This window comes from Salimicrobium humidisoli (assembly GCF_002295105.1).
Classification (GTDB): Bacteria; Bacillota; Bacilli; order Bacillales; family Halobacillaceae; genus Salimicrobium; species Salimicrobium humidisoli.
The window spans coordinates 109743-127471 of the sequence record NZ_NSGH01000003.1 but is presented as its reverse complement, the minus strand read 5'-3'; the positions used below and the strand labels follow the sequence as shown (position 1 = coordinate 127471).

Sequence of the window (17729 nt, the reverse complement as noted above, 5' to 3'; positions counted from 1 at the left end):
TGTTTCTATTATAATAGAAGCGGCCGGTAATCCGTACCGGATGTTTCCAACCGGACGATAAATAAAGGCGACGTGCAGAAATAATGATCCAACGTGCAACTTATTCCGTAAGCTATGTAAAGGAGGCAAACTCATGCCTAAATATTTTCTCATTCTGATTTTTGTATTATTGAGCGGCTGTATAAATACAAATGACGAAGTAAAGGAAAATGAAGAAAGTCAGGAAACAAACAATACGGAAGTGAAAGCACAAGCGGATAGTACCGGTAACTATGACGAACCGATTATTAAAAATGAAAGAGAAGCCGTGACCCCGGCCAAACTATCCATACCGGCAATTGATGTCGAAGCGGAAGTCGAACAAGCGGGAGTCGATGAGAAAGGGCGCATGGGCGTACCGGACGGGTCGGAGAATGTCGCCTGGTTCGAACCGGGAACGAAGCCCGGGGCTGCGGGTAACTCCGTCATGGCGGGACACGTTGACGATACCGTGAATCCGGCAGTGTTTTATAACCTGCACAAACTTAAAGAAGGCGATGAGGTTTCCGTTCAGAACAAAGATGGGAAAACGTTGACTTTCGAAGTGACAGGTAAAGAAGTGTACGGGTTCAAGGATGCTCCAATGGAAGAAATATTCGGTTATACCCACCGCAGTGCTCTTAACCTGGTTACCTGCTACGGAGATTATGTCGGAGATACTACCCGAAGAGAAGACAGACTCGTAGTATATACACAATTGAAAGGTGAGAGCTCTGATTAATCATCTTACTTCTTCACTTCCCGAAGAAGAAAGCCTGCAGAAAGGAATAAAAGACACAACTATACCGTATGGCAGACGACGGTCCAGTTGTGTCTTTTATTCATAGAACGATTCAGGAAGAAAAAGCGTTATCTGCCTTTCACTATTTATACTTGTGCAGTTATGTCATCCAGCGTATGGAGCAGGGACTGCACTTTTTCATCGTTCTCCGCATCCGGATGAGGGTTTCCGAAGTCACCCTTATCGTTATCGTAATACTTCCCGGAAGCTTCCCGAAACGAATCGGATACAGCAGCCTGATATAAAATCCGGGCTCCGATACTGATGTCGTGCCCATCTGTTCCGAATGCCTCTTTCACCATTTTGCTACCGAGTAAAGACATCGGGTTAACAGCCACTATCACCGGTTCACTCTTTTTTGCCATTCCGAACGTCCACATCGTAAGTGCCAGCTTACTCTGACCATAGGCAGCGTCGTCCCCGATTTCTTTTCGCCTCATCATCTTGTCGAGGTCGACAGGCTGCTGTGCCGCGGAGGACAGGTTGATGATACGCCCTGACCCGTCCATAAGAGGAAGAAGACGCCTTGTGAGTAAGTAAGGAGCGACCGTATTGACTGCAAAACGGATATCCAGGCCGTCTTCCGTAGTTTTCACAGGCGTTTTGTATATTCCGGCATTATTAATGAGCACATCGAGACGATCGTGATGATCCGTAACATCTTCGGCGAATTCCTTTACCTCTTTAAGTACAGAGAGGTCGGCCACGTAAGTTTCACTGTTCTCTTTCCCCAGTTCCTCTTCCACCATTTTCAGTTTTTCTTCATTACGCCCGTGCAGCAGAAGAGTGTGACCCTCTCCCGCCAGCATGCGTGCCGCTGCCAAGCCGATTCCATCCGTAGCTCCTGTAATCAGAATTTTCATCGTACTCCTCCTGTCTGTGACTGACTCGTTCACCATTTACCGACCTGTTCCCTTTTCCTTGCTCTTTTAACATAAAAATTCCAGCCTGCACCGGGAATTATTATATTCTTCAATGTTACAATATAAGAAAAATATAAGGAAAAGGATGATCAGAAATCAATGTCAACGTCCATACTTTAGTAGATGTCATCGGAGACCTGTTCTCTGAAGAGACTTCTCTCGCTTTGTCGGATACGGAGAATTACGTCTATTATCGTCCCAGTAAACGGATTGATTTAAAGATAAGTGCCGGAGACCCGGTTACCAGAGGAACAATTACCTATAAAGCTCTGAGCATGAAGCAGAAAGTCTCGGAATATATAGACCGGGATGTTTTCGGCGTGCCTTATTACGGCATGGCAGTTCCCTACGAAATAGAAAGAGAACTCGCCGGGTGTGTAACCGCCATTTTCCCTACCCTGACCAGTGCCCTGTCCGTGGTCACCGTTAAAGAGAATGACAGGTGGATCCCGTTGAAGTTCGATCAGGTCCTGTACATAGAAGCGAAAGCGAAAAAGACGTTCGTCGTAGGAGAAGGGCACACGGGAGTACATAAATACTCTTTGAATGAATTCGACTTCTTTCTGCCGGGAAGTTCCTTTATCCGCTGTCATCGCTCCTTCATTATAAACGTCAATCATATTCAGGAAATCTATCCGGACACTCATTCCACGTTCCTGCTTAAAATGAGTGATGATTCCATGATCCCGGTCAGTCAGACACATTCCGGTTATTTGAGAAAGCTACTCGGGTTCTGATTTACTCTTTCTCATCATCTGATATTCTTACTCGTAAAGAAAAATGACCATTCCGTCGGAAATCTCCAGTTCTTCCCTTTTTATAAGATAAAATATTCACAACAGTCTTATAAAAAGAGGTGGAACTATATGGGTATAGAAAATAGCCGAATTTTAAATGAAGACCTGAAAGAACGCATTGTTACAGCCGAAACTGCAGCTTCCTGGATCGGGGACGGTATGACGCTTGGATTAAGCGGATTTACAAGAGCCGGAGATTTGAAAGCGATACCAGACGCACTGGTTAAGAGAGCTGAGACAGATCCATTCAAAGTAAATGTATTTACAGGAGCATCACTCGGGTCGGATATAGACAGAATGTTCGCGGAAGCTGATATTATCAATAAGCGCCTTCCCTTCCAGGCCGATCCCAGAATGCGTCAGGGGATAAATGAGGGGTCGTTTCACTTCGTGGACCAGCATCTTTCCCATACTTCCGAAATGTTGCGTCAAGGGGTTTTACCTGAAGTGGATTACGCTATTTTGGAAGCGGTTTCTATCAAAGAAGATGGAACTATCATTCCGACGACTTCCGTCGGGAATTCTCTGGCCTTCGCCATGCATGCAGAACACATTATTGTGGAAATCAACGAAGCCCAGCCCGGGGCCCTCGAGGGTGTCCACGATCTCTATGCTCCTGCTCCCCAGGGACAGCGTGAACCTATTCCTCTCGTCAGCCCGGAAGAAAGGATAGGGACGGAAGGTATTCAGGTGGACCCTGCAAAAATCAAGGGAATCATCTTTACGAATCAGCTGGATTCCCCTTCTACAGTCACACCGCCGGATGCGGAAACGCGTGACATAGCCGGTCACCTGATCGATTTTCTCAAAGAGGAAGTCAGATTAGGAAAACTGCCCGAAAATCTTGTACCTTTGCAATCGGGTATCGGTTCAGTAGCAAATGCTGTATTCCACGGCCTGCTGGATTCTGATTTCGAACATTTGCAAGTCTATTCGGAAGTGCTTCAGGATTCAGTGATAGACCTTCTTGATGCCGGAAAAGTGGACTTTGCATCAGGATGCTCAGTTACGTTGTCCGAAGATAAAATGAAACAGGTATTCTCAAACTTTGAAGACTATCGTGACCGCGTGGTACTGAGACCACAGGAAATCTCGAACCACCCGGAAATCATCCGCCGGCTCGGTCTTATCTCCATTAATACAGCCGTGGAAATGGATATATACGGAAACGTGAACTCCACTCACGTAGGCGGTACTAAAATGATGAACGGAATCGGAGGATCGGGCGACTTTGCCCGAAATTCGAGACTGGGTATTTTCGTTACTAAATCAATAGCCAAGGACGGTGACATCTCAAGTATCGTTCCGTTCGTTCCACACGTCGATCATACCGAACACGATGTAGATGTTATCGTGACGGATCAGGGATATGCAGATCTGCGGGGACTAGCGCCCCGGGAACGTGCCGGGCTGATCATTGAGCGTTGTGCACATCCGAGTTACCGGGAACAGCTTCACGATTACTTTGAAGCGGCTCTGGAGCGGGGCGGCCAGACTCCTCACATGCTGGAAGAAGCACTCGCCTGGCACAGGGAGTTCGAAACAAACGGCTCGATGAAGAAATTGGTCAAATCCTGAAATCGGATATAACGAATATAAAACCCCGGGGAAGAAAGCTTAAGTTCAAAGCTTCCTTCACCCGGGGTTTTAGTTAATATCGGATGGTTTTTCCATTTTACTGCTGGTTCTGTTTTCTGAAATGCAATGTAAGTGCTGTGATCAGCGCAAACATTCCGGCAATAGCAAGCCACATTGTACTGTTCATGCCGGTGTCCTGTGGAGACAATCCGGTTTCCGGCATTTCAGAAGGCATTTCCTGGCTGAATTTATCAGGGAATTGTGCAGAAATAGCTCCGGAAAGTGCTTTACCAGGGTTGAACATATGAGCGTAAGCGTCACGGATATCCGAGTAAGCTTTATCATAGTCTTCCATCGTATAGCTGTCAAAAGCTCCAATTAATTGATTCACGTGTGTTTGAAGTCCTTCTGACATAACGTCTGCATTCACTTTTCCTTCCGTAGCGGTTTCAATAAAGGAAGAGAAGTCAGCACGGTAATCTTCAAGGGCGGATAGTGCTTTCTCTTTTGCTGCTTCATCTTCTGCACCTGTCGCTTCTACATAAGAAACGAAGTTACCGATGTGGTCAGACCACATTTGCTGGAACTGTTCTCCTGCTTCTTCTCCGTATACAGACCCGATAGTATCAGAAAGTTCTTCTGTGTTATTGCTCAGTGCTTCTGCAGATGCTTCGAAGTCTTCACTTCCGTCGATGCCATTCTGCATAGCTGTTACTGCAAGTCCGGCGTGCTCACTTAACAGGTAGCTCAAGTCAGAACGAAGATCTGCTGCAGGTGTAACTGCGGATGTATCATTGAATTTCTCAGGGAATTGGTTGGACATAGCGTCAGACAGGCCTTTACTTACCATGTACATATGACTCATAGCTTCCCGTTCGTACTCGTAGGCCGCTTCATAGTCGCCAGCGACGAAAGCATCAAAAGCTCCGATCAGCTGATTGACGTGCATTTGAAGTCCTTCCGCGAGAGCTCCTGCTTCCAGTCGCTCACCAGTAGCATCTTCAAGGAACTGGGAGAATTCTTCTTTGTATTCCCCGAGGTTATCGAGTGCTTCCTGTTTCGCCTCTTCGTCCCCTGCATCAGTAGCCTTCACGTAATCCACAAAGTAGCCGATGTGCTCGGACCACATGTCATTAAACTGTTTGCCGGCTTCTTCCCCGTATACAGAACCGATGGCTTTGGACAGATCATCCGTGTTCTTGCTCAAAGCTCCTGCAGCCTGCTCAAAATCGGAAGCTCCTTCCGCTCCTTTTCTCATCGTTTCCACTGCAAGGTATACGTGTTCACTTAACAGGTGGTCAAGAGACGAACGCAATTCTACAGCTTCTGTATCCACGGAAGGGGTCGGCATATGATCCTCCGCATAAACGTTCAGTCCTAAACTCGGTACAGCGATAGTGGCAGCAAGTGGGATAGTTACAAGTCCTTTTTTCCAGTTCATTAATGATCCTCTCCTTTTTTTAATTAATTACACCAAGCATACGGAGCGGATATAGAAGTGGATCATTATTTTTCGAAAAAAGTGAACTTTTTTTGAAAGTTTCATACAGAATCCCTCTACGGAAGGGATTCTCTCTTTTTCAGCAACGGCCGATGATTTTTTTCCGATATTTCGACGGGTACACCGAAAAAAGAAGTCATCATATCCGAATCGAGCAGACGGTTCGTCTCTCCGGCCTCATATATCTCCCCTTCCTTCAACAGGAGAGTATGTTCGAAAACAGGAAGAATCTCATCTACATGGTGAGTTACATAAAGGATGGTCGGTCCCTTTTCTTTTTCAGCTATCCGTTCCACCGACTCAAGCATCTGTTCTTTCGCAAGGAAATCAAGACCGTTCGTCGGCTCATCCAGAATAAGGAGCTCCGGCTCTGCCATCAGCGCTCTCGCAATAAGCACCCGCTGTTTCTCCCCGGAAGAAAGAGTTTCGTACAGACGGTTCGCATAATCATAGCAGTCAAGCTCCCTCAGAATTCTGATCGCTTTTTCTCTTATTTCATCCGTAGGGGTGTCATACAGACCTATTGAAGCAAAAGCGCCGCTCAACACAACCTCAAAAGCGTTGTCCCCTTTATGCAGACGGTTCTGTACCGAAGCGGAGACAAACCCGATCTGTTTTCGAAGCTTTTCTGCCAGATACGTCTTTCCGAACTCGAGACCGAGAACGTTCATCGTACCGGAGGAAGGAAACGTATAGGCATTGATCAGGTTCAAAAGAAACGTCTTTCCTGAACCATTCAGTCCAAGAATCGCCCAGTGCTCTCCGTTCTCTACCTGCCAGGTGATGTTATTTAAAATGAAGCGATCCTCTCTCTTTAAAGAGACTTCCTTCATGTCGATGATCATTCCAAAACCCTCCTTAATTATTTGTAAAAAACCGTCCCCCTGTAAAGGAGACGGCTTTCGTGAAGTTTATATCTCGGCTGCCAGTACGATTTCTCCCTGAGGTGTTTCACTGTCAGGCCCCGGTTCTTTCGTGATAGCGAGGGTATCCCAGTTACCGTCCTGAAGCTTATCCATAGGATAGGTTACTGCTCCGGAACCTTCTTCGTTCGTTACGAACGTTCCGGCTCTTACCGGACTTCCTTCCTCAAGAAGCCAAACCTGATATGCCTCATTACCCGAGAGAGGAGCAAGCTGTTCAGCCTGAACCACGAGCTGCGCCTCTCCGTCATTCCCGACCATGGAAGCCTGACCTTTGGCTTCTCCTCCTTCCGGGTTCTGAAGCGCAAGATTCTGCTCAAGGCTATCGATCACAACTTCCTCCTCCGGCTGAGTTGTGGAAGTGCCGGACCACTGGGTCAGGAATGCCGCATTTCCGACGAGGGATGCAGCAAGTGCAGCTGCGAGGCCCCATACGGCCCAGTTTCTTTTTCTTGATCTGGAGGGCGTGGTCTCTCTCTGCTTCTCTTCAATAGAAGTTACATTTTCATAATTCTCTTCTTTTTCCTCTTCCTCAAAAATGGAAGAGAGTACACGGTTCTTCATACCGCTATCCGGTTCAATCGGCTCGGAAAGATAAGGGAGAGACCCGGTAAGCTCACGCAATTCAGCCAGTTCTTCCCGGCACGACTCACACTTTGCCAGGTGATCCTCAAATTGAGCCTCTTCTTCCCCGGACAAATGCCCGTTAAAGTAATCTATCAGGTTATCACATTGTTTATCACTCATGTCGTACCTCTCCCCCCTTCTCTTTCCGTCATCTCAGTCTGTAAATGTTTCAACGCCATTCGGATTCGTCCCTTTACTGTTCCCAGAGGCACATCCAGCTGTTCCGCTATCTCACTATGTGATTTTGCGTCAAAATAAAACAGCCGTATTACCTTCTGTTGGTCTTCTTTCAATACTTTCATCGACTGGCGTACGGCCGTCGCTTCTTCTTTCGATTCGTACATCTCCTCGATCGAGGGCTCATTAGTCTGAAGTGCATCCCTTTCCTCGAGTTCATAAGGAGTGTCTTTCTTTTTCCTCATCAGATCAATGGCCGCATTTCTCACAACCGTGAGCAGCCAGCTCGAAAATTTCCCCTTCGATTCGTCATACGTACCTTTTTGAGTCCATAATTTCATGAATACGTCCTGGACGACTTCTTCCGACAACCCGTGATTGTTCGTCATCTTGTAACTAAAAGAGAAGACGAGTTTCTCATATTTATCGTATAGCTGTTCAAGAGCGTCTTTATCTTTATGCAGCAGACGCCGGTAGAGTTCTTCATCCGGTTTACTCATCTGATTCTCCTTTAATTTTAGTAAACCTATTATAGAAAATAGAATACTGGATTACAACGTTTCTCACTAAGTATACGTAACGGATTATTATTTGGATCTTTAAATCAGTAAAATTATTTCCCGACTATCCACATTGATAAAAAGGTTATTCATAATCTTTTACAATGGATTACTGTCACTTCATACAGTCTGCGAAATAGATGTTTGAACTGTTTTCTGTAAAGGAAATTCCCCTAAAACATCCCTTCGCAAAAACGGTCGGGAGAACAGGAGAAGGGAGTGTGCGGAAATGAGAGGAATAATTCTGGTAGTGCTTGCAGCTGTATTCTGGGGAATTTCCGGCGGAATAGCAGATATACTGATGGATAAAGGGTGGAGCCCTCTCGTGATTTCTTTTTATCGCGGAGCAGTAGGGTTACTGTTATTCGCGGGGTGGTGGCTCGCCGGCCGAAAAAAGAAAGCGGCCTTCACTCCCCGGACGATGATCTTCTCCGTGCTTGCGGGCGCAGGGGTGGCCGGAAATTTCACCTTCTATTTTTTCGCAATTGAAGCGTCCAGTATTGCTGTTGCAGCCACGCTTATGTATACAGCTCCGATTTTCGTTCTGCTCGTTTCTTTTTTACTGAAGATAGAGAACTCGAGCTGGTTTAAGTGGGCATGTATTCTGAGCGTTCTTTTCGGTATCGTTCTGCTCACCGGGGCATATGACACGGCAAACCTTTCGGGCGGTGTCTACGGTACTGCAGCCGGACTGGGTGCAGGTATTTCTTATGCCCTCTTTATATTCGGTTTCAAAAAAGCGACGGCGATCGGCGAACCGAAGACGATTGTAAGTATCGCTTTTCTCACCTTCTGTTTAATCCTATTACCTCTTAATGACACTACAGAGGTAACAAATGCAATAACCTCAGGAGATGCAGGATGGTTTATTCTGCTCGGTCTCATCGGCGCAGGTATATCTTTCATTATTTACGTAATAGGGATGCGTTCGACAGCCCCTTCCACCGCTTCCATGGTCGCCATGGCAGAACCCGTTACGGCTTCTCTTTTTGGAGTTTTACTGCTGGGAGACACCCTCACCATTATTCAGCTTGCAGGTATGGTCGTCATCCTGTTCACCATTACTGTTCTCAGTGTAAAGCAGTCGGACAGTTAAGGAGAGATCGATCAGGAAAAGTAATAATTTTCTACGAGCTCTTCCATCACCCTGTTCGTACGCAGTGCGCTCTTCCCCGTGCTCGGACAGGTTCCTCTTCCAAGCAGTTCGTTAACGATGGATTGGATATGATAATACTGGATATGGGCCGGATGCTCAATATAAAAAGACTCTTCCCCGGAACCCGTCACGAGCTTCACAGACTCATCGCCGAAAGTGGAAAATATTATTTCTCCCCTCGTGCCGACAATACGATTGGTATCCCCGTTTCTATAGGAGGAGAAATTCCATACTCCGGTGCCGACTGCCCCGTTTTCGAATTTCCAGCTTCCGCGCACAGTATCTTCCGCCGGGTAGGCGTCGTCAAAATTGTGGGCAGCTCCTTTTATTTCTGTGAGAGGTCCCAGCAGGAAATCGAACAGGTCAAGAGTGTGAGAACCTACATCGTACAATAACCCGCCCCCGCTTTCCTCCGGAAGGACCCTCCACGGCCATGTGCCGTCTTCCTGTTTCGATACAGGTTTCTTCGTGTGCTGAATCGCTGCGAAACGGACGTCCCCGATTCTTCCCTTTCCGATCAGCTCTTTCACTTTCAGAAATCGTGGCAGAGACCTTCTGTAATAAGCGACGAACAGCGGCACGTCATTTTTATCACAGGCTTCTATCATCGTTCTGCACTCTTCTGCATTTCTTGCCATCGGTTTCTCTACATATACCGGCTTTCCGGCTTCGGCAGCCATCTTCGTATATTTCATATGTGACGAGGGAGGTGTAGCGATATAGACGGCATCGACTTCCTCATCCATAATGAGATCCTCGGCACGATCATACCATCTGGGCACCCCGTGGCGCTCAGCGTAATCTTTCGCTTTCTCCCCGTCCCTTCTCATTACAGCCGTAAGTGAACTCTGCTCCACCTGTTGAAAAGCAGGACCACTTTTATGCTCTGTCACTGTTCCACAGCCTATGATCCCCCATCGAATTGTTTTCATACCCGCACCTCCTGAATGATTTCCTTTACTTTTCTTTCTGGCATCTTTATACGCAGTGTAATACATTTTAACAGCTTTCTTCCAATTGAAGCACAACCTTCATAAAAAAATCACAGCCTGAAGAGGTATGTTCCCGATTTCTCCAGGCTGTGCATATATTCTGATCATTTTTTTTCGAGGTAGGTCTTCAACACGTGAATCCCCTGAACGATGTCATTCAGCCCTGCCCATTCTTCCGGAGTATGGCTGATACCGTCTTTATTTCTTATAAAGAGCATAGCCACCGGGTACCGGTGACCGATCACCAGTGCATCGTGACCGGCACCGCTCGGTATTTCCACCGCTCTTATCCCTTCATCATTCACAGCGTTGTGTAAAAGTTCCTTCGTTTCTGCGGGGACAGGGACGGGAGATACTTCGAAGTTCTGTTGGTACTCCACGTCGACATCATGTTTTTCGGCCAGCGTTTCAGCTTCTTCTATTATACGCTCCGTGAGTACATCTCTGTCTTCTTTACGAATATCACGTATATCCACAATCAGTTCCACTGTCCCGGGGATAACGTTCGCTCCATTCGGACGGACCTCCAGTTTCCCTACTGTGGCCACCGCGGATCCACTGACCTCCCCCGGCATATCCGGGATGGAGCTTACAAAAGCCCCGGCAGCTGCGAGAGGGTCTCTTCTTGCAGTCATAGGGGTGTTACCGGCGTGTCCGGCTTCTCCGGTAAATGTAACGCTGAGCCAGCAAGGTCCTGCAATCCCCGAAACGATTCCTACGGGAAGGTTTTCCTTTTCGAGTATCTTCCCCTGTTCAATATGTATTTCTACATATTCTTTTATATTTTTGTTATGGTTTGCAGCTTCGGCAAACGTCGAATCAGATAAACCGACCTCCTGGATAACTTCCGGAAAAGCAGTACCCTCACTGTCTTTCAAGCCTTTCTGGATGTCCATATCGACTTTACCCGTCATCGCTCTGCTGCCTGTTAAACCGCTCTGAAACCGGGAGCCTTCTTCATCGGAAAAAATAACCACTTCATAATCGAAATCAGGAAGAAAACCGCTCGCGTTCCATGCTTCGACTATCTCAAGTGAAGAGATGACTCCGACAGGGCCGTCAAAATGTCCTCCATTCGGCACACTGTCGAGGTGAGACCCGCTCATCAGAACGGAAGATGGCTCATTTCCGCCTCTCATTCTGCCGAACACATTCCCCGCTTCATCATCGGAGACCGAGAGTCCCGCTTCCCTCATCCAACTTTTCAGAAGTCTTTTTGCTTCCTGCTCTTCTTTGGAGAAACCGAGACGGAAACTTCCCCCGTCCCCGGTTCTGCCTATTTCAGAAAGTTTATGAAGACGGGCAGCTACCCTTTGACCGCTCACTCCATTTCGATCAAACTCGGTTTTGTAACCATTCATCAGTTTCGAATACAATTCGTTCTCCTCCATATGTCTACTTCCTTTCTACCGGATCAGGTTCTTTTGAATCTTTCCATCTTTCATGACCATCACGATTCTCTCACTGTCTTCCAGTTTACGGATTTCAGCCAGAGGATCAACATCCGTCATAATAACGTCTGCCAGTTTTCCTTCTTCAATCGTACCGACTTCCTTTTCCCACCCGAGGCATTCGGCGGCAGTCTTCGTCGTGGCTGTCAGTACTTCCATAGGTGTCATGCCCGCATCGCACAACAAGCCGAGTTCTCTCAGGTTAGTGCCGTGCGCGAAAACTCCTGCATCCGTACCCATAGCGATTTTCACTCCTGCCCGGTGGGCTTTTGCGATGCTTTCTTTATGAACTTCAATCACTTCTTTCGATTTCTCGATAGCATACGAAGCCATGGAATTTTCACCTTCTGCCGATTCAAGCACAGATACCGGGGCAAGAAGTGTCGGCACAAGGAATGTATCATTTTCCCGCATCAGTTCAATCGCCTCATCATCTATATAAATGCCGTGTTCAATCGAATGTATACCTGCACGAACAGCGTTCTTGATCCCTTCGGCCCCTTGAGCGTGGGCCATTACTCTGATGCCTTTGCGATAAGCTGCTTCCTCCACCATCACTTCCAGCTCTTCCTGAGAAAACTGAGTGAATTCAGGGTGATCCGTCGGACTTGATACCCCGCCGGTGGCATGTACTTTTATCACTTCAGCCCCGGCTCTCAGCATTTTCCTGACGGTCTTTCTTACTTCTTCCACTCCATCGCATATGGCATCCGGCATGCCGGTGTATGTCTGCAGAGTAGTGTCGACCCCCGAACGGTTCCAATTATCCCCATGGCCCCCGGTAATGGTAAGAGGATTAATACTCAGCTGCATACGGGGGCCGGCTGTAAGACCGTCTTCCACCGCTTTCTTCATTCCCAGATCGGAAAAACCGGCATCTCTCACTGAAGTGATACCAGCGTTCAGTGTTCTTCTCATGTAATGGATACTTTTGTAGAAACGGTAGGAGAATGGAGTCAAAATGGTTTCTTCCAGGCCGCCCATTTCCATAGCCATATGAACGTGAGTATCTATAAAACCGGGAAGGATATACTTCCCTTCTGCATCAATAATGTCAGCATTCTCCGGTATTACAAGATCCTTTAAAGCTATCACCTGTTTAATTCTATTGTCTTCTATAACTACCGACATTCCTTTTTGCGGTTCTTTACCTTTTCCGTCGATCAACACACCGTTTTTTATCACCGTGATACTCATATTCCTCTCCTCCTTCTTTTATTTAAGAAATTATAAAGTTCCTACTAAAATACTGGCGACGACTATTGAACCTACCGTAACGGAAGTGAATCCTCCAATCAGCATAGGCGCCACGAGTTCATCCATGATCCGCTTCCGTTCTTCTTCGTTTCTTCCGACACTTCTGCTTACCTCCTCGACGATAAGATAATCTCCCGGAAACCCATAAAGTGCTGTCAATACTACCGGAATGGACTTGGTCGGTTTCCAGTTGAATATTTTTCCTCCAATAAGTCCGCCGAGCATCAGCCCCGCCGTTCCGATAATTATAGTTACGATTACAGCCAGTAAGGAAGAGACTACCTGGTCCCACGTAATTCCCACGAGCGAACTGATGACGACGACAATTAAAGCTACCATCGCAAGACCGGTACTGTTGGCTTTATCCAAAGCCCGGTCCGGATAGAATCGGAGCGCTGACCCGGTAACCCCGATGGCAAGAGACCATAAGCTGTAGTTGATCCCCGTCACATCTCCAAGCCACGTAGCAGCCACTCCCCCTATGAACAGCAAAAACAAAATAAAGAAGTCACTTTGCATGATCCGGTCAGGAAAAATCAGTTTTTTCGTTTTAGTACTCATCATCGGATCGGAAGACTCTCCACTTTCTTCCGCACCGTTTTGAGACAGATCATCGCGGATGGTTACAGCGTATTTACTCAGCAGAATCGATGTCAGAGGCATACCGACAAGGTTCTGAAGAGCGAAAACCACTACAGGAATAGCTGCCAGTGTAGTGAATCCGGCCTCCGTCAGTCCTTCAGCGGTAACAATGTATGCTATGATTCCGCCTGTGAGCGGGCCCGCTCCCGCTACTGCTGTATTGTAATCGAAGATCAACGTAATAAGCGTGAGCATGGTAACTACCGAAATAACAAGTCCGATAAGTGTAATGAGTACGGCTTTGTACTGTTTTTTCAGCACAGAAAGGGGAATAAGTGTGCCTAAATGTACAATCAGCACCGGTACGAGTACACTTCCGGCAGCCACAAAGGTGGACGCTTCAATATATGACTCCGGTAATACTCCTGTCTGAAGAAGTATGAAGACTGTACCTATAACTACGAGCAAAGTAGGTATTTTCGCTTTTGAAGTAATAGACAAAATTTCACCGAGGGCAATAATGGCCGTCAGTATTCCCATAATATAAATAGCTTCCATGTATTCACCTCTTTTTTAGTTATTGTCAAAATTATAAGATAATTTTAAATAATAAAAAATATAGGAAACCGACAAAAACAAAACGAAATTTTTGTCGGTTTCCTATAACTTCATTCATTCAAATAGTCATTTATTCGAAAAGCCAGCTGCAATTCAAAGGTTTTTTTTCCTGAAAGACTTTTGATATCGAGAATTTTATAAATTGTTGCCAGGCGATATTTAATAGTATTCACGTGAAGAAACAGCCGTCGTCCACTCTCCGCCATATTCTGATTAGTATCCAGATATATCTTCAGCGTATCCAGAAGCTCCGACCCATATTTTTCGTCATGTTCGATTATCGGAAGAAGAATTTCGCTTCTGTAGTTCCACAATTCATCCCGTTCCATTTTCAAAAAAAGCCGATACGGACCCAGCTGCCGGTAATTCATTATATACCTTTCCTGATAAGTGGACTGCAGGAATTCCACACATCTCTTAGCGTCGTAATAGGAATAGTGTACTTCGTTCAGTTTTGTGACTGTTCTTCCGAGTCCTATGCTTCCGCTTATCCCGGCATATGCAGCAGAATAACCCATTATCTTATTGAATATACGTCCCAGTTTTTCGTATACGGCCGTCTCCGACAGATACCCCGGAACCGTAAACATGACGTTGACTTCCAGATTCCGGTCATATACGAGAGTCCTGTATGGTAGTCTTGAGAATTCTCGGTAAAACATCCTCATTATTTTCTGCTTCTTCTCAGTCATTTTTTCGAAAGACAGCAATGGATCCCTGAAGTACAACTGAGCTATGCAATAATTGTGGTAATCATGCTCCGGGAAATTCATCTCTGTTAAATTCAGCGAGGATAGATCTTCGTATGGATGATGGATGATTCTCTCGAGAATAGAACCGGAATAATTGAAGTGCTCCTCCACGAGTCTTTCCTGACGATCGATTTCCATGGCAAAAACCGTCACCGCCTGTTCTACGGCAAATTGATCCAGTGGATCCACATCCGTACCATTCATTATGGGTACAGCCAGCAATCCGAAAAAACGCGTATCAGCAGCTATCGGGAAAAAATAGACGAGTCGTTCCTCCCCGTTTAATGATACTTGTTCAGAGAGCGTTTCCGTTTCAAAAACAGGACGCTCCGCCCCCTGTATGGTCTCCTCCTTCAACTCGAGGGATATTGAATCCAATTCTTTATCGGACGTTGCTATTATATCCATCATTTCATTATAAACAATCACCGGTTCATCAATAAGTTTCGACAGGGTGGAGGTGATATCTGCCAGTCCTCCTTTCGCCAGTGAAACTTTAGAAAGTTCCTCATGAATTCTTTTGTTTCTTTCATTCTGTGAAAATAATGTTGCATTCTCAATCGCTATAGACGCCTGATTCGCAAATGTTTCCAGCAGTCGAAGATCTTCCTGCTCGAATTGCACATCATCTTCATACACATCGACGGTCAGAACACCGATACACTTTCCGTCAGAAATGAGAGGTACACAAATAGCACTTACCGGATACTCCATCCGCCCGAGCGAATGAGAGTAAATATTTCTGATATCCTCCGAAATGTCGGACATGCCCTCCACCGTGTCTTCTAAAGAAGAAAATATACGACCTTTTTCATCGAGAAATGTTTTTCCACTCATCCCTTCCCCGGGCTTTAGGCGGATCTCCTTCATGTACGTCATGTCAAATCCAACCGCTGTTTTCGCGTAAAGTATGTCTGCCTTATCATCATACAGAAACAGTACGCTCTTGTTCGCTCCTCCAACAACATTCAATACTTCCTGAATCAATTGCTCCAGCACTTCCGGCAAGTCCCGTGTAGAGTTTAATACGTTCACGGAATTGATCAGACTCATCTGTTTCTTCTCATTATCCATTGAGGTTCTCCTTTCTGGACGAATTTCACTGCACTCAATAAAAAAACAGCTCAACAGAGGGACCGTTCCCCCTTTTTTGAGCTGTCCGTATATTTTTAAATTCTCCGGTCTACGAAACGCTTGATCCGTCTCATCGCTTCGTCGAGCTGTTTGAGAGAAGTGGCATAGGAACAGCGCACAAATCCCTCCCCGCTCTCTCCGAAGACGTTTCCGGGTACTACGGCTACCTGTTCTTCCTGAAGTAATTCTTCCGCAAAGTCAGCCGAACTTAGTCCCGTCTCCCTTATGGACGGAAACGCATAGAAAGCACCACCCGGATTCGGGCAGGAAAGCCCCATTTCGTTCAGACTGCTCACGATGAAGTTACGTCTCTGTTCGTAGCTTTTGATCATGTAGTCGACGCTCGATTTCCCGTTCTTCATAGCTTCAAGTGCCGCATGCTGGGCGATGGTCGGTGCACACATCATCGTAAACTGATGGATTTTCACCATAGTCTGGATAATTTCCTCCGGTCCTGTTGCATAACCGAGCCGCCAGCCGGTCATAGCGAAAGCTTTCGAGAAACCGCTGATCAGAACGGTCCGTTCCTTCATGTTTTTAATGGCAGGAAAACTCGTATGCACGTCTTCATACGTAAGCTCTGCATAAATTTCATCTGAAAGTACGAGCAGGTCGTGCTTTTCGACGACTTCCGCCACTTTCACCAGTTCATTTCCCGTTAACGCAGCGCCTGTCGGATTATTCGGATTGCAGAGTATAATCGCTTTCGTTCTCGGGGTGATCGCAGCTTCCAGAAGTTCCGGTGTAAGTTTGAAATCATCCTCCGGTCTTGTCTGAATCGTAACGGGCGTACCCCCGGCGAGACTCACTGTCGGCACGTAGGCAACAAACCCCGGTTCCACGACGAGCACTTCCTCCCCCGGGTTCACTGTAGCTCTCAATGCCAGATCAATAGCTTGACTGGCTCCGACCGTAACGATGATTTCTTTTTCGGCATCGTAATTCACCCCGAAACTTCCGAGCAGATAGTTACTGATTTCTTCGCGCAGATCGAGCATCCCCGCGTTTTCCGTGTAGGAAGTGTATCCCTGTTCGAGAGCGTGGAAGCTGTGCTCGATGAAGCTCCACGGAGTGACGAAATCCGGTTCCCCCACGCCGAGAGAAATGACGTCCTCCATCTGTGCTGCCAGATCGAAGAAACGGCGGATGCCGGACGGTTGCAGACTGTCGGCCTGCTTCGACAAAAAAGACGTTTTCTTCATGGTGTCACCACCATTCTTTTATCGTTATCGTCCTCGTCATCCAAAATGATTCCGTCATGCTTATATCGTTTCAGTACGAAATGTGTCGTCGTCGAAAGAACAGAATCAAGAGCCGAGAGTTTCTCGGAGATAAACCGGCCTATTTCCATCATCGTTTTTCCTTCGACGGAAACAGAAAGGTCGTAAGCTCCGGACATCAGATAAACGGCTTTTACTTCCGGAAAGCGGTAAATCCTTTCTGCGACTTTATCGAAACCGCTGCCTCTCGCCGGCTGCACTTTCACATCCACCATTGCGGTCACTTCTTCTTTCTGGACCACTTTTGCCCAGTCAATCAAAGTCGAATAACCGAGAATCGCTTTTTTCTCCTCGAGACTACGGAGAAGTTCGCGCACTTCTTCTTCCGATACAGCCATCAGCTTCGCAATTTTGGATGGTTCCAGATTGGCATTTTTTTCAATCAATTGTAACAGTTCTACTTCCTGTTCCTGCATACTCTCACCTGCTTTTCAAGATTCCTATTGTGTATTAAAGGTTTGATTTATCCATTATAACTCATTTCTTTCATTTGAGAACGGTTATAATGATAGTTTTTTAAATAATTAAATTTTTTACGGAATTTCAGAACCATAATTGAAAAATGATCCGTCTGACATGGTACCGCAGAAAAAAAGACAGG

16 protein-coding genes are annotated in these 17729 nt (G+C 46.4%); 4 read left to right on the top strand and 12 right to left on the bottom strand.

Annotated elements, in window-relative coordinates:
* The first annotated feature begins 133 nt into the window (after positions 1-133).
* Positions 134-760 (top strand): class F sortase, encoded by a 627-nt coding sequence (locus tag CKW00_RS02985; protein WP_095821310.1) that lies wholly within the window; start codon positions 134-136, stop codon positions 758-760.
* Between the two features lie 146 nt (positions 761-906).
* Here the strand turns inward: CKW00_RS02985 and CKW00_RS02980 are convergent, their stop codons facing one another.
* Positions 907-1683, bottom strand: a complete 777-nt coding sequence (locus tag CKW00_RS02980) for an SDR family NAD(P)-dependent oxidoreductase (protein ID WP_095821309.1) — start codon at positions 1681-1683, stop codon at positions 907-909.
* A gap of 155 nt (positions 1684-1838) precedes the next feature.
* Between CKW00_RS02980 and CKW00_RS02975 the strand changes: the two genes are divergently transcribed.
* The gene (locus CKW00_RS02975) at positions 1839-2480 is read left to right on the top strand and encodes a LytTR family DNA-binding domain-containing protein (protein ID WP_143544218.1); all 642 of its coding nucleotides are present in this window, start codon (positions 1839-1841) and stop codon (positions 2478-2480) included.
* A gap of 129 nt (positions 2481-2609) precedes the next feature.
* Positions 2610-4118 (top strand): acetyl-CoA hydrolase/transferase family protein, encoded by a 1509-nt coding sequence (locus CKW00_RS02970; RefSeq protein ID WP_095821307.1) that lies wholly within the window; start codon positions 2610-2612, stop codon positions 4116-4118.
* Between the two features lie 97 nt (positions 4119-4215).
* On the opposite strand, the gene CKW00_RS02965 is transcribed toward CKW00_RS02970, so the two are convergent.
* From CKW00_RS02965 to CKW00_RS02950, 4 genes are all read right to left on the bottom strand, one after another.
* Entirely contained in the window at positions 4216-5559 is a 1344-nt protein-coding gene (locus CKW00_RS02965) for an LPXTG cell wall anchor domain-containing protein (RefSeq protein ID WP_095821306.1), read from the bottom strand.
* Between the two features lie 116 nt (positions 5560-5675).
* Complete coding sequence (locus CKW00_RS02960; RefSeq protein WP_095821305.1) at positions 5676-6464, bottom strand: ABC transporter ATP-binding protein; 789 nt, start codon at positions 6462-6464, stop codon at positions 5676-5678.
* Positions 6465-6530: 66 nt separating this feature from the next.
* Entirely contained in the window at positions 6531-7289 is a 759-nt protein-coding gene (locus CKW00_RS02955) for an anti-sigma factor (RefSeq protein ID WP_095821360.1), read from the bottom strand.
* Positions 7286-7846: an RNA polymerase sigma factor gene (locus tag CKW00_RS02950; RefSeq protein ID WP_095821304.1), complete on the bottom strand. Its 561-nt coding sequence runs from the start codon at positions 7844-7846 to the stop codon at positions 7286-7288. Before CKW00_RS02950 ends, CKW00_RS02955 begins: the two co-directional genes overlap by 4 nt.
* Before the next feature lie 289 nt (positions 7847-8135).
* On the opposite strand from CKW00_RS02950, the gene CKW00_RS02945 reads away from it, so the two are divergent.
* Positions 8136-9002: a DMT family transporter gene (locus CKW00_RS02945; RefSeq protein ID WP_095821303.1), complete on the top strand. Its 867-nt coding sequence runs from the start codon at positions 8136-8138 to the stop codon at positions 9000-9002.
* 11 nt (positions 9003-9013) lie between these two features.
* Here the strand turns inward: CKW00_RS02945 and CKW00_RS02940 are convergent, their stop codons facing one another.
* The 7 genes from CKW00_RS02940 to CKW00_RS02910 form a co-directional block, all read right to left on the bottom strand.
* Complete coding sequence (locus CKW00_RS02940; RefSeq protein WP_095821359.1) at positions 9014-9994, bottom strand: Gfo/Idh/MocA family protein; 981 nt, start codon at positions 9992-9994, stop codon at positions 9014-9016.
* A gap of 164 nt (positions 9995-10158) precedes the next feature.
* Entirely contained in the window at positions 10159-11445 is a 1287-nt protein-coding gene (locus CKW00_RS02935; protein WP_095821302.1) for a M20 family metallo-hydrolase, read from the bottom strand.
* 15 nt (positions 11446-11460) lie between these two features.
* Positions 11461-12702 (bottom strand): metal-dependent hydrolase family protein, encoded by a 1242-nt coding sequence (locus CKW00_RS02930; protein ID WP_095821301.1) that lies wholly within the window; start codon positions 12700-12702, stop codon positions 11461-11463.
* A gap of 30 nt (positions 12703-12732) precedes the next feature.
* Positions 12733-13902 carry a hypothetical protein gene (locus tag CKW00_RS02925; RefSeq protein WP_095821300.1) on the bottom strand — a complete coding sequence of 390 codons (1170 nt, stop codon included), beginning with the start codon at positions 13900-13902 and terminating at the stop codon, positions 12733-12735.
* Between the two features lie 110 nt (positions 13903-14012).
* On the bottom strand, positions 14013-15788 hold the full coding sequence (locus CKW00_RS02920; protein WP_095821299.1) for a helix-turn-helix domain-containing protein: 1776 nt from the start codon (positions 15786-15788) through the stop codon (positions 14013-14015).
* A 95-nt stretch (positions 15789-15883) separates the two neighbouring features.
* The gene (locus CKW00_RS02915) at positions 15884-17050 is read right to left on the bottom strand and encodes an aminotransferase (RefSeq protein ID WP_095821298.1); all 1167 of its coding nucleotides are present in this window, start codon (positions 17048-17050) and stop codon (positions 15884-15886) included.
* Complete coding sequence (locus CKW00_RS02910; protein WP_095821297.1) at positions 17047-17544, bottom strand: Lrp/AsnC family transcriptional regulator; 498 nt, start codon at positions 17542-17544, stop codon at positions 17047-17049. Before CKW00_RS02910 ends, CKW00_RS02915 begins: the two co-directional genes overlap by 4 nt.
* Between the last annotated feature and the right edge of the window lie 185 nt (positions 17545-17729).

Bases quoted from the DNA above. Each gene is read 5' to 3' on its own strand.
- CKW00_RS02955 (WP_095821360.1), bottom strand. From the start codon at position 7,289: ATGAGTGATAAACAATGTGATAACCTGATAGATTACTTTAACGGGCAT.
- CKW00_RS02965 (WP_095821306.1), bottom strand. From the start codon at position 5,559: ATGAACTGGAAAAAAGGACTTGTAACTATCCCACTTGCTGCCACTATC.
- CKW00_RS02930 (WP_095821301.1), bottom strand. From the start codon at position 12,702: ATGAGTATCACGGTGATAAAAAACGGTGTGTTGATCGACGGAAAAGGT.
- CKW00_RS02960 (WP_095821305.1), bottom strand. From the start codon at position 6,464: ATGATCATCGACATGAAGGAAGTCTCTTTAAAGAGAGAGGATCGCTTC.
- CKW00_RS02925 (WP_095821300.1), bottom strand. From the start codon at position 13,902: ATGGAAGCTATTTATATTATGGGAATACTGACGGCCATTATTGCCCTC.
- CKW00_RS02950 (WP_095821304.1), bottom strand. From the start codon at position 7,846: ATGAGTAAACCGGATGAAGAACTCTACCGGCGTCTGCTGCATAAAGAT.
- CKW00_RS02910 (WP_095821297.1), bottom strand. From the start codon at position 17,544: ATGCAGGAACAGGAAGTAGAACTGTTACAATTGATTGAAAAAAATGCC.
- CKW00_RS02980 (WP_095821309.1), bottom strand. From the start codon at position 1,683: ATGAAAATTCTGATTACAGGAGCTACGGATGGAATCGGCTTGGCAGCG.
- CKW00_RS02945 (WP_095821303.1), top strand. From the start codon at position 8,136: ATGAGAGGAATAATTCTGGTAGTGCTTGCAGCTGTATTCTGGGGAATT.
- CKW00_RS02915 (WP_095821298.1), bottom strand. From the start codon at position 17,050: ATGAAGAAAACGTCTTTTTTGTCGAAGCAGGCCGACAGTCTGCAACCG.
- CKW00_RS02940 (WP_095821359.1), bottom strand. From the start codon at position 9,994: ATGAAAACAATTCGATGGGGGATCATAGGCTGTGGAACAGTGACAGAG.
- CKW00_RS02935 (WP_095821302.1), bottom strand. From the start codon at position 11,445: ATGGAGGAGAACGAATTGTATTCGAAACTGATGAATGGTTACAAAACC.
- CKW00_RS02970 (WP_095821307.1), top strand. From the start codon at position 2,610: ATGGGTATAGAAAATAGCCGAATTTTAAATGAAGACCTGAAAGAACGC.
- CKW00_RS02985 (WP_095821310.1), top strand. From the start codon at position 134: ATGCCTAAATATTTTCTCATTCTGATTTTTGTATTATTGAGCGGCTGT.
- CKW00_RS02920 (WP_095821299.1), bottom strand. From the start codon at position 15,788: ATGGATAATGAGAAGAAACAGATGAGTCTGATCAATTCCGTGAACGTA.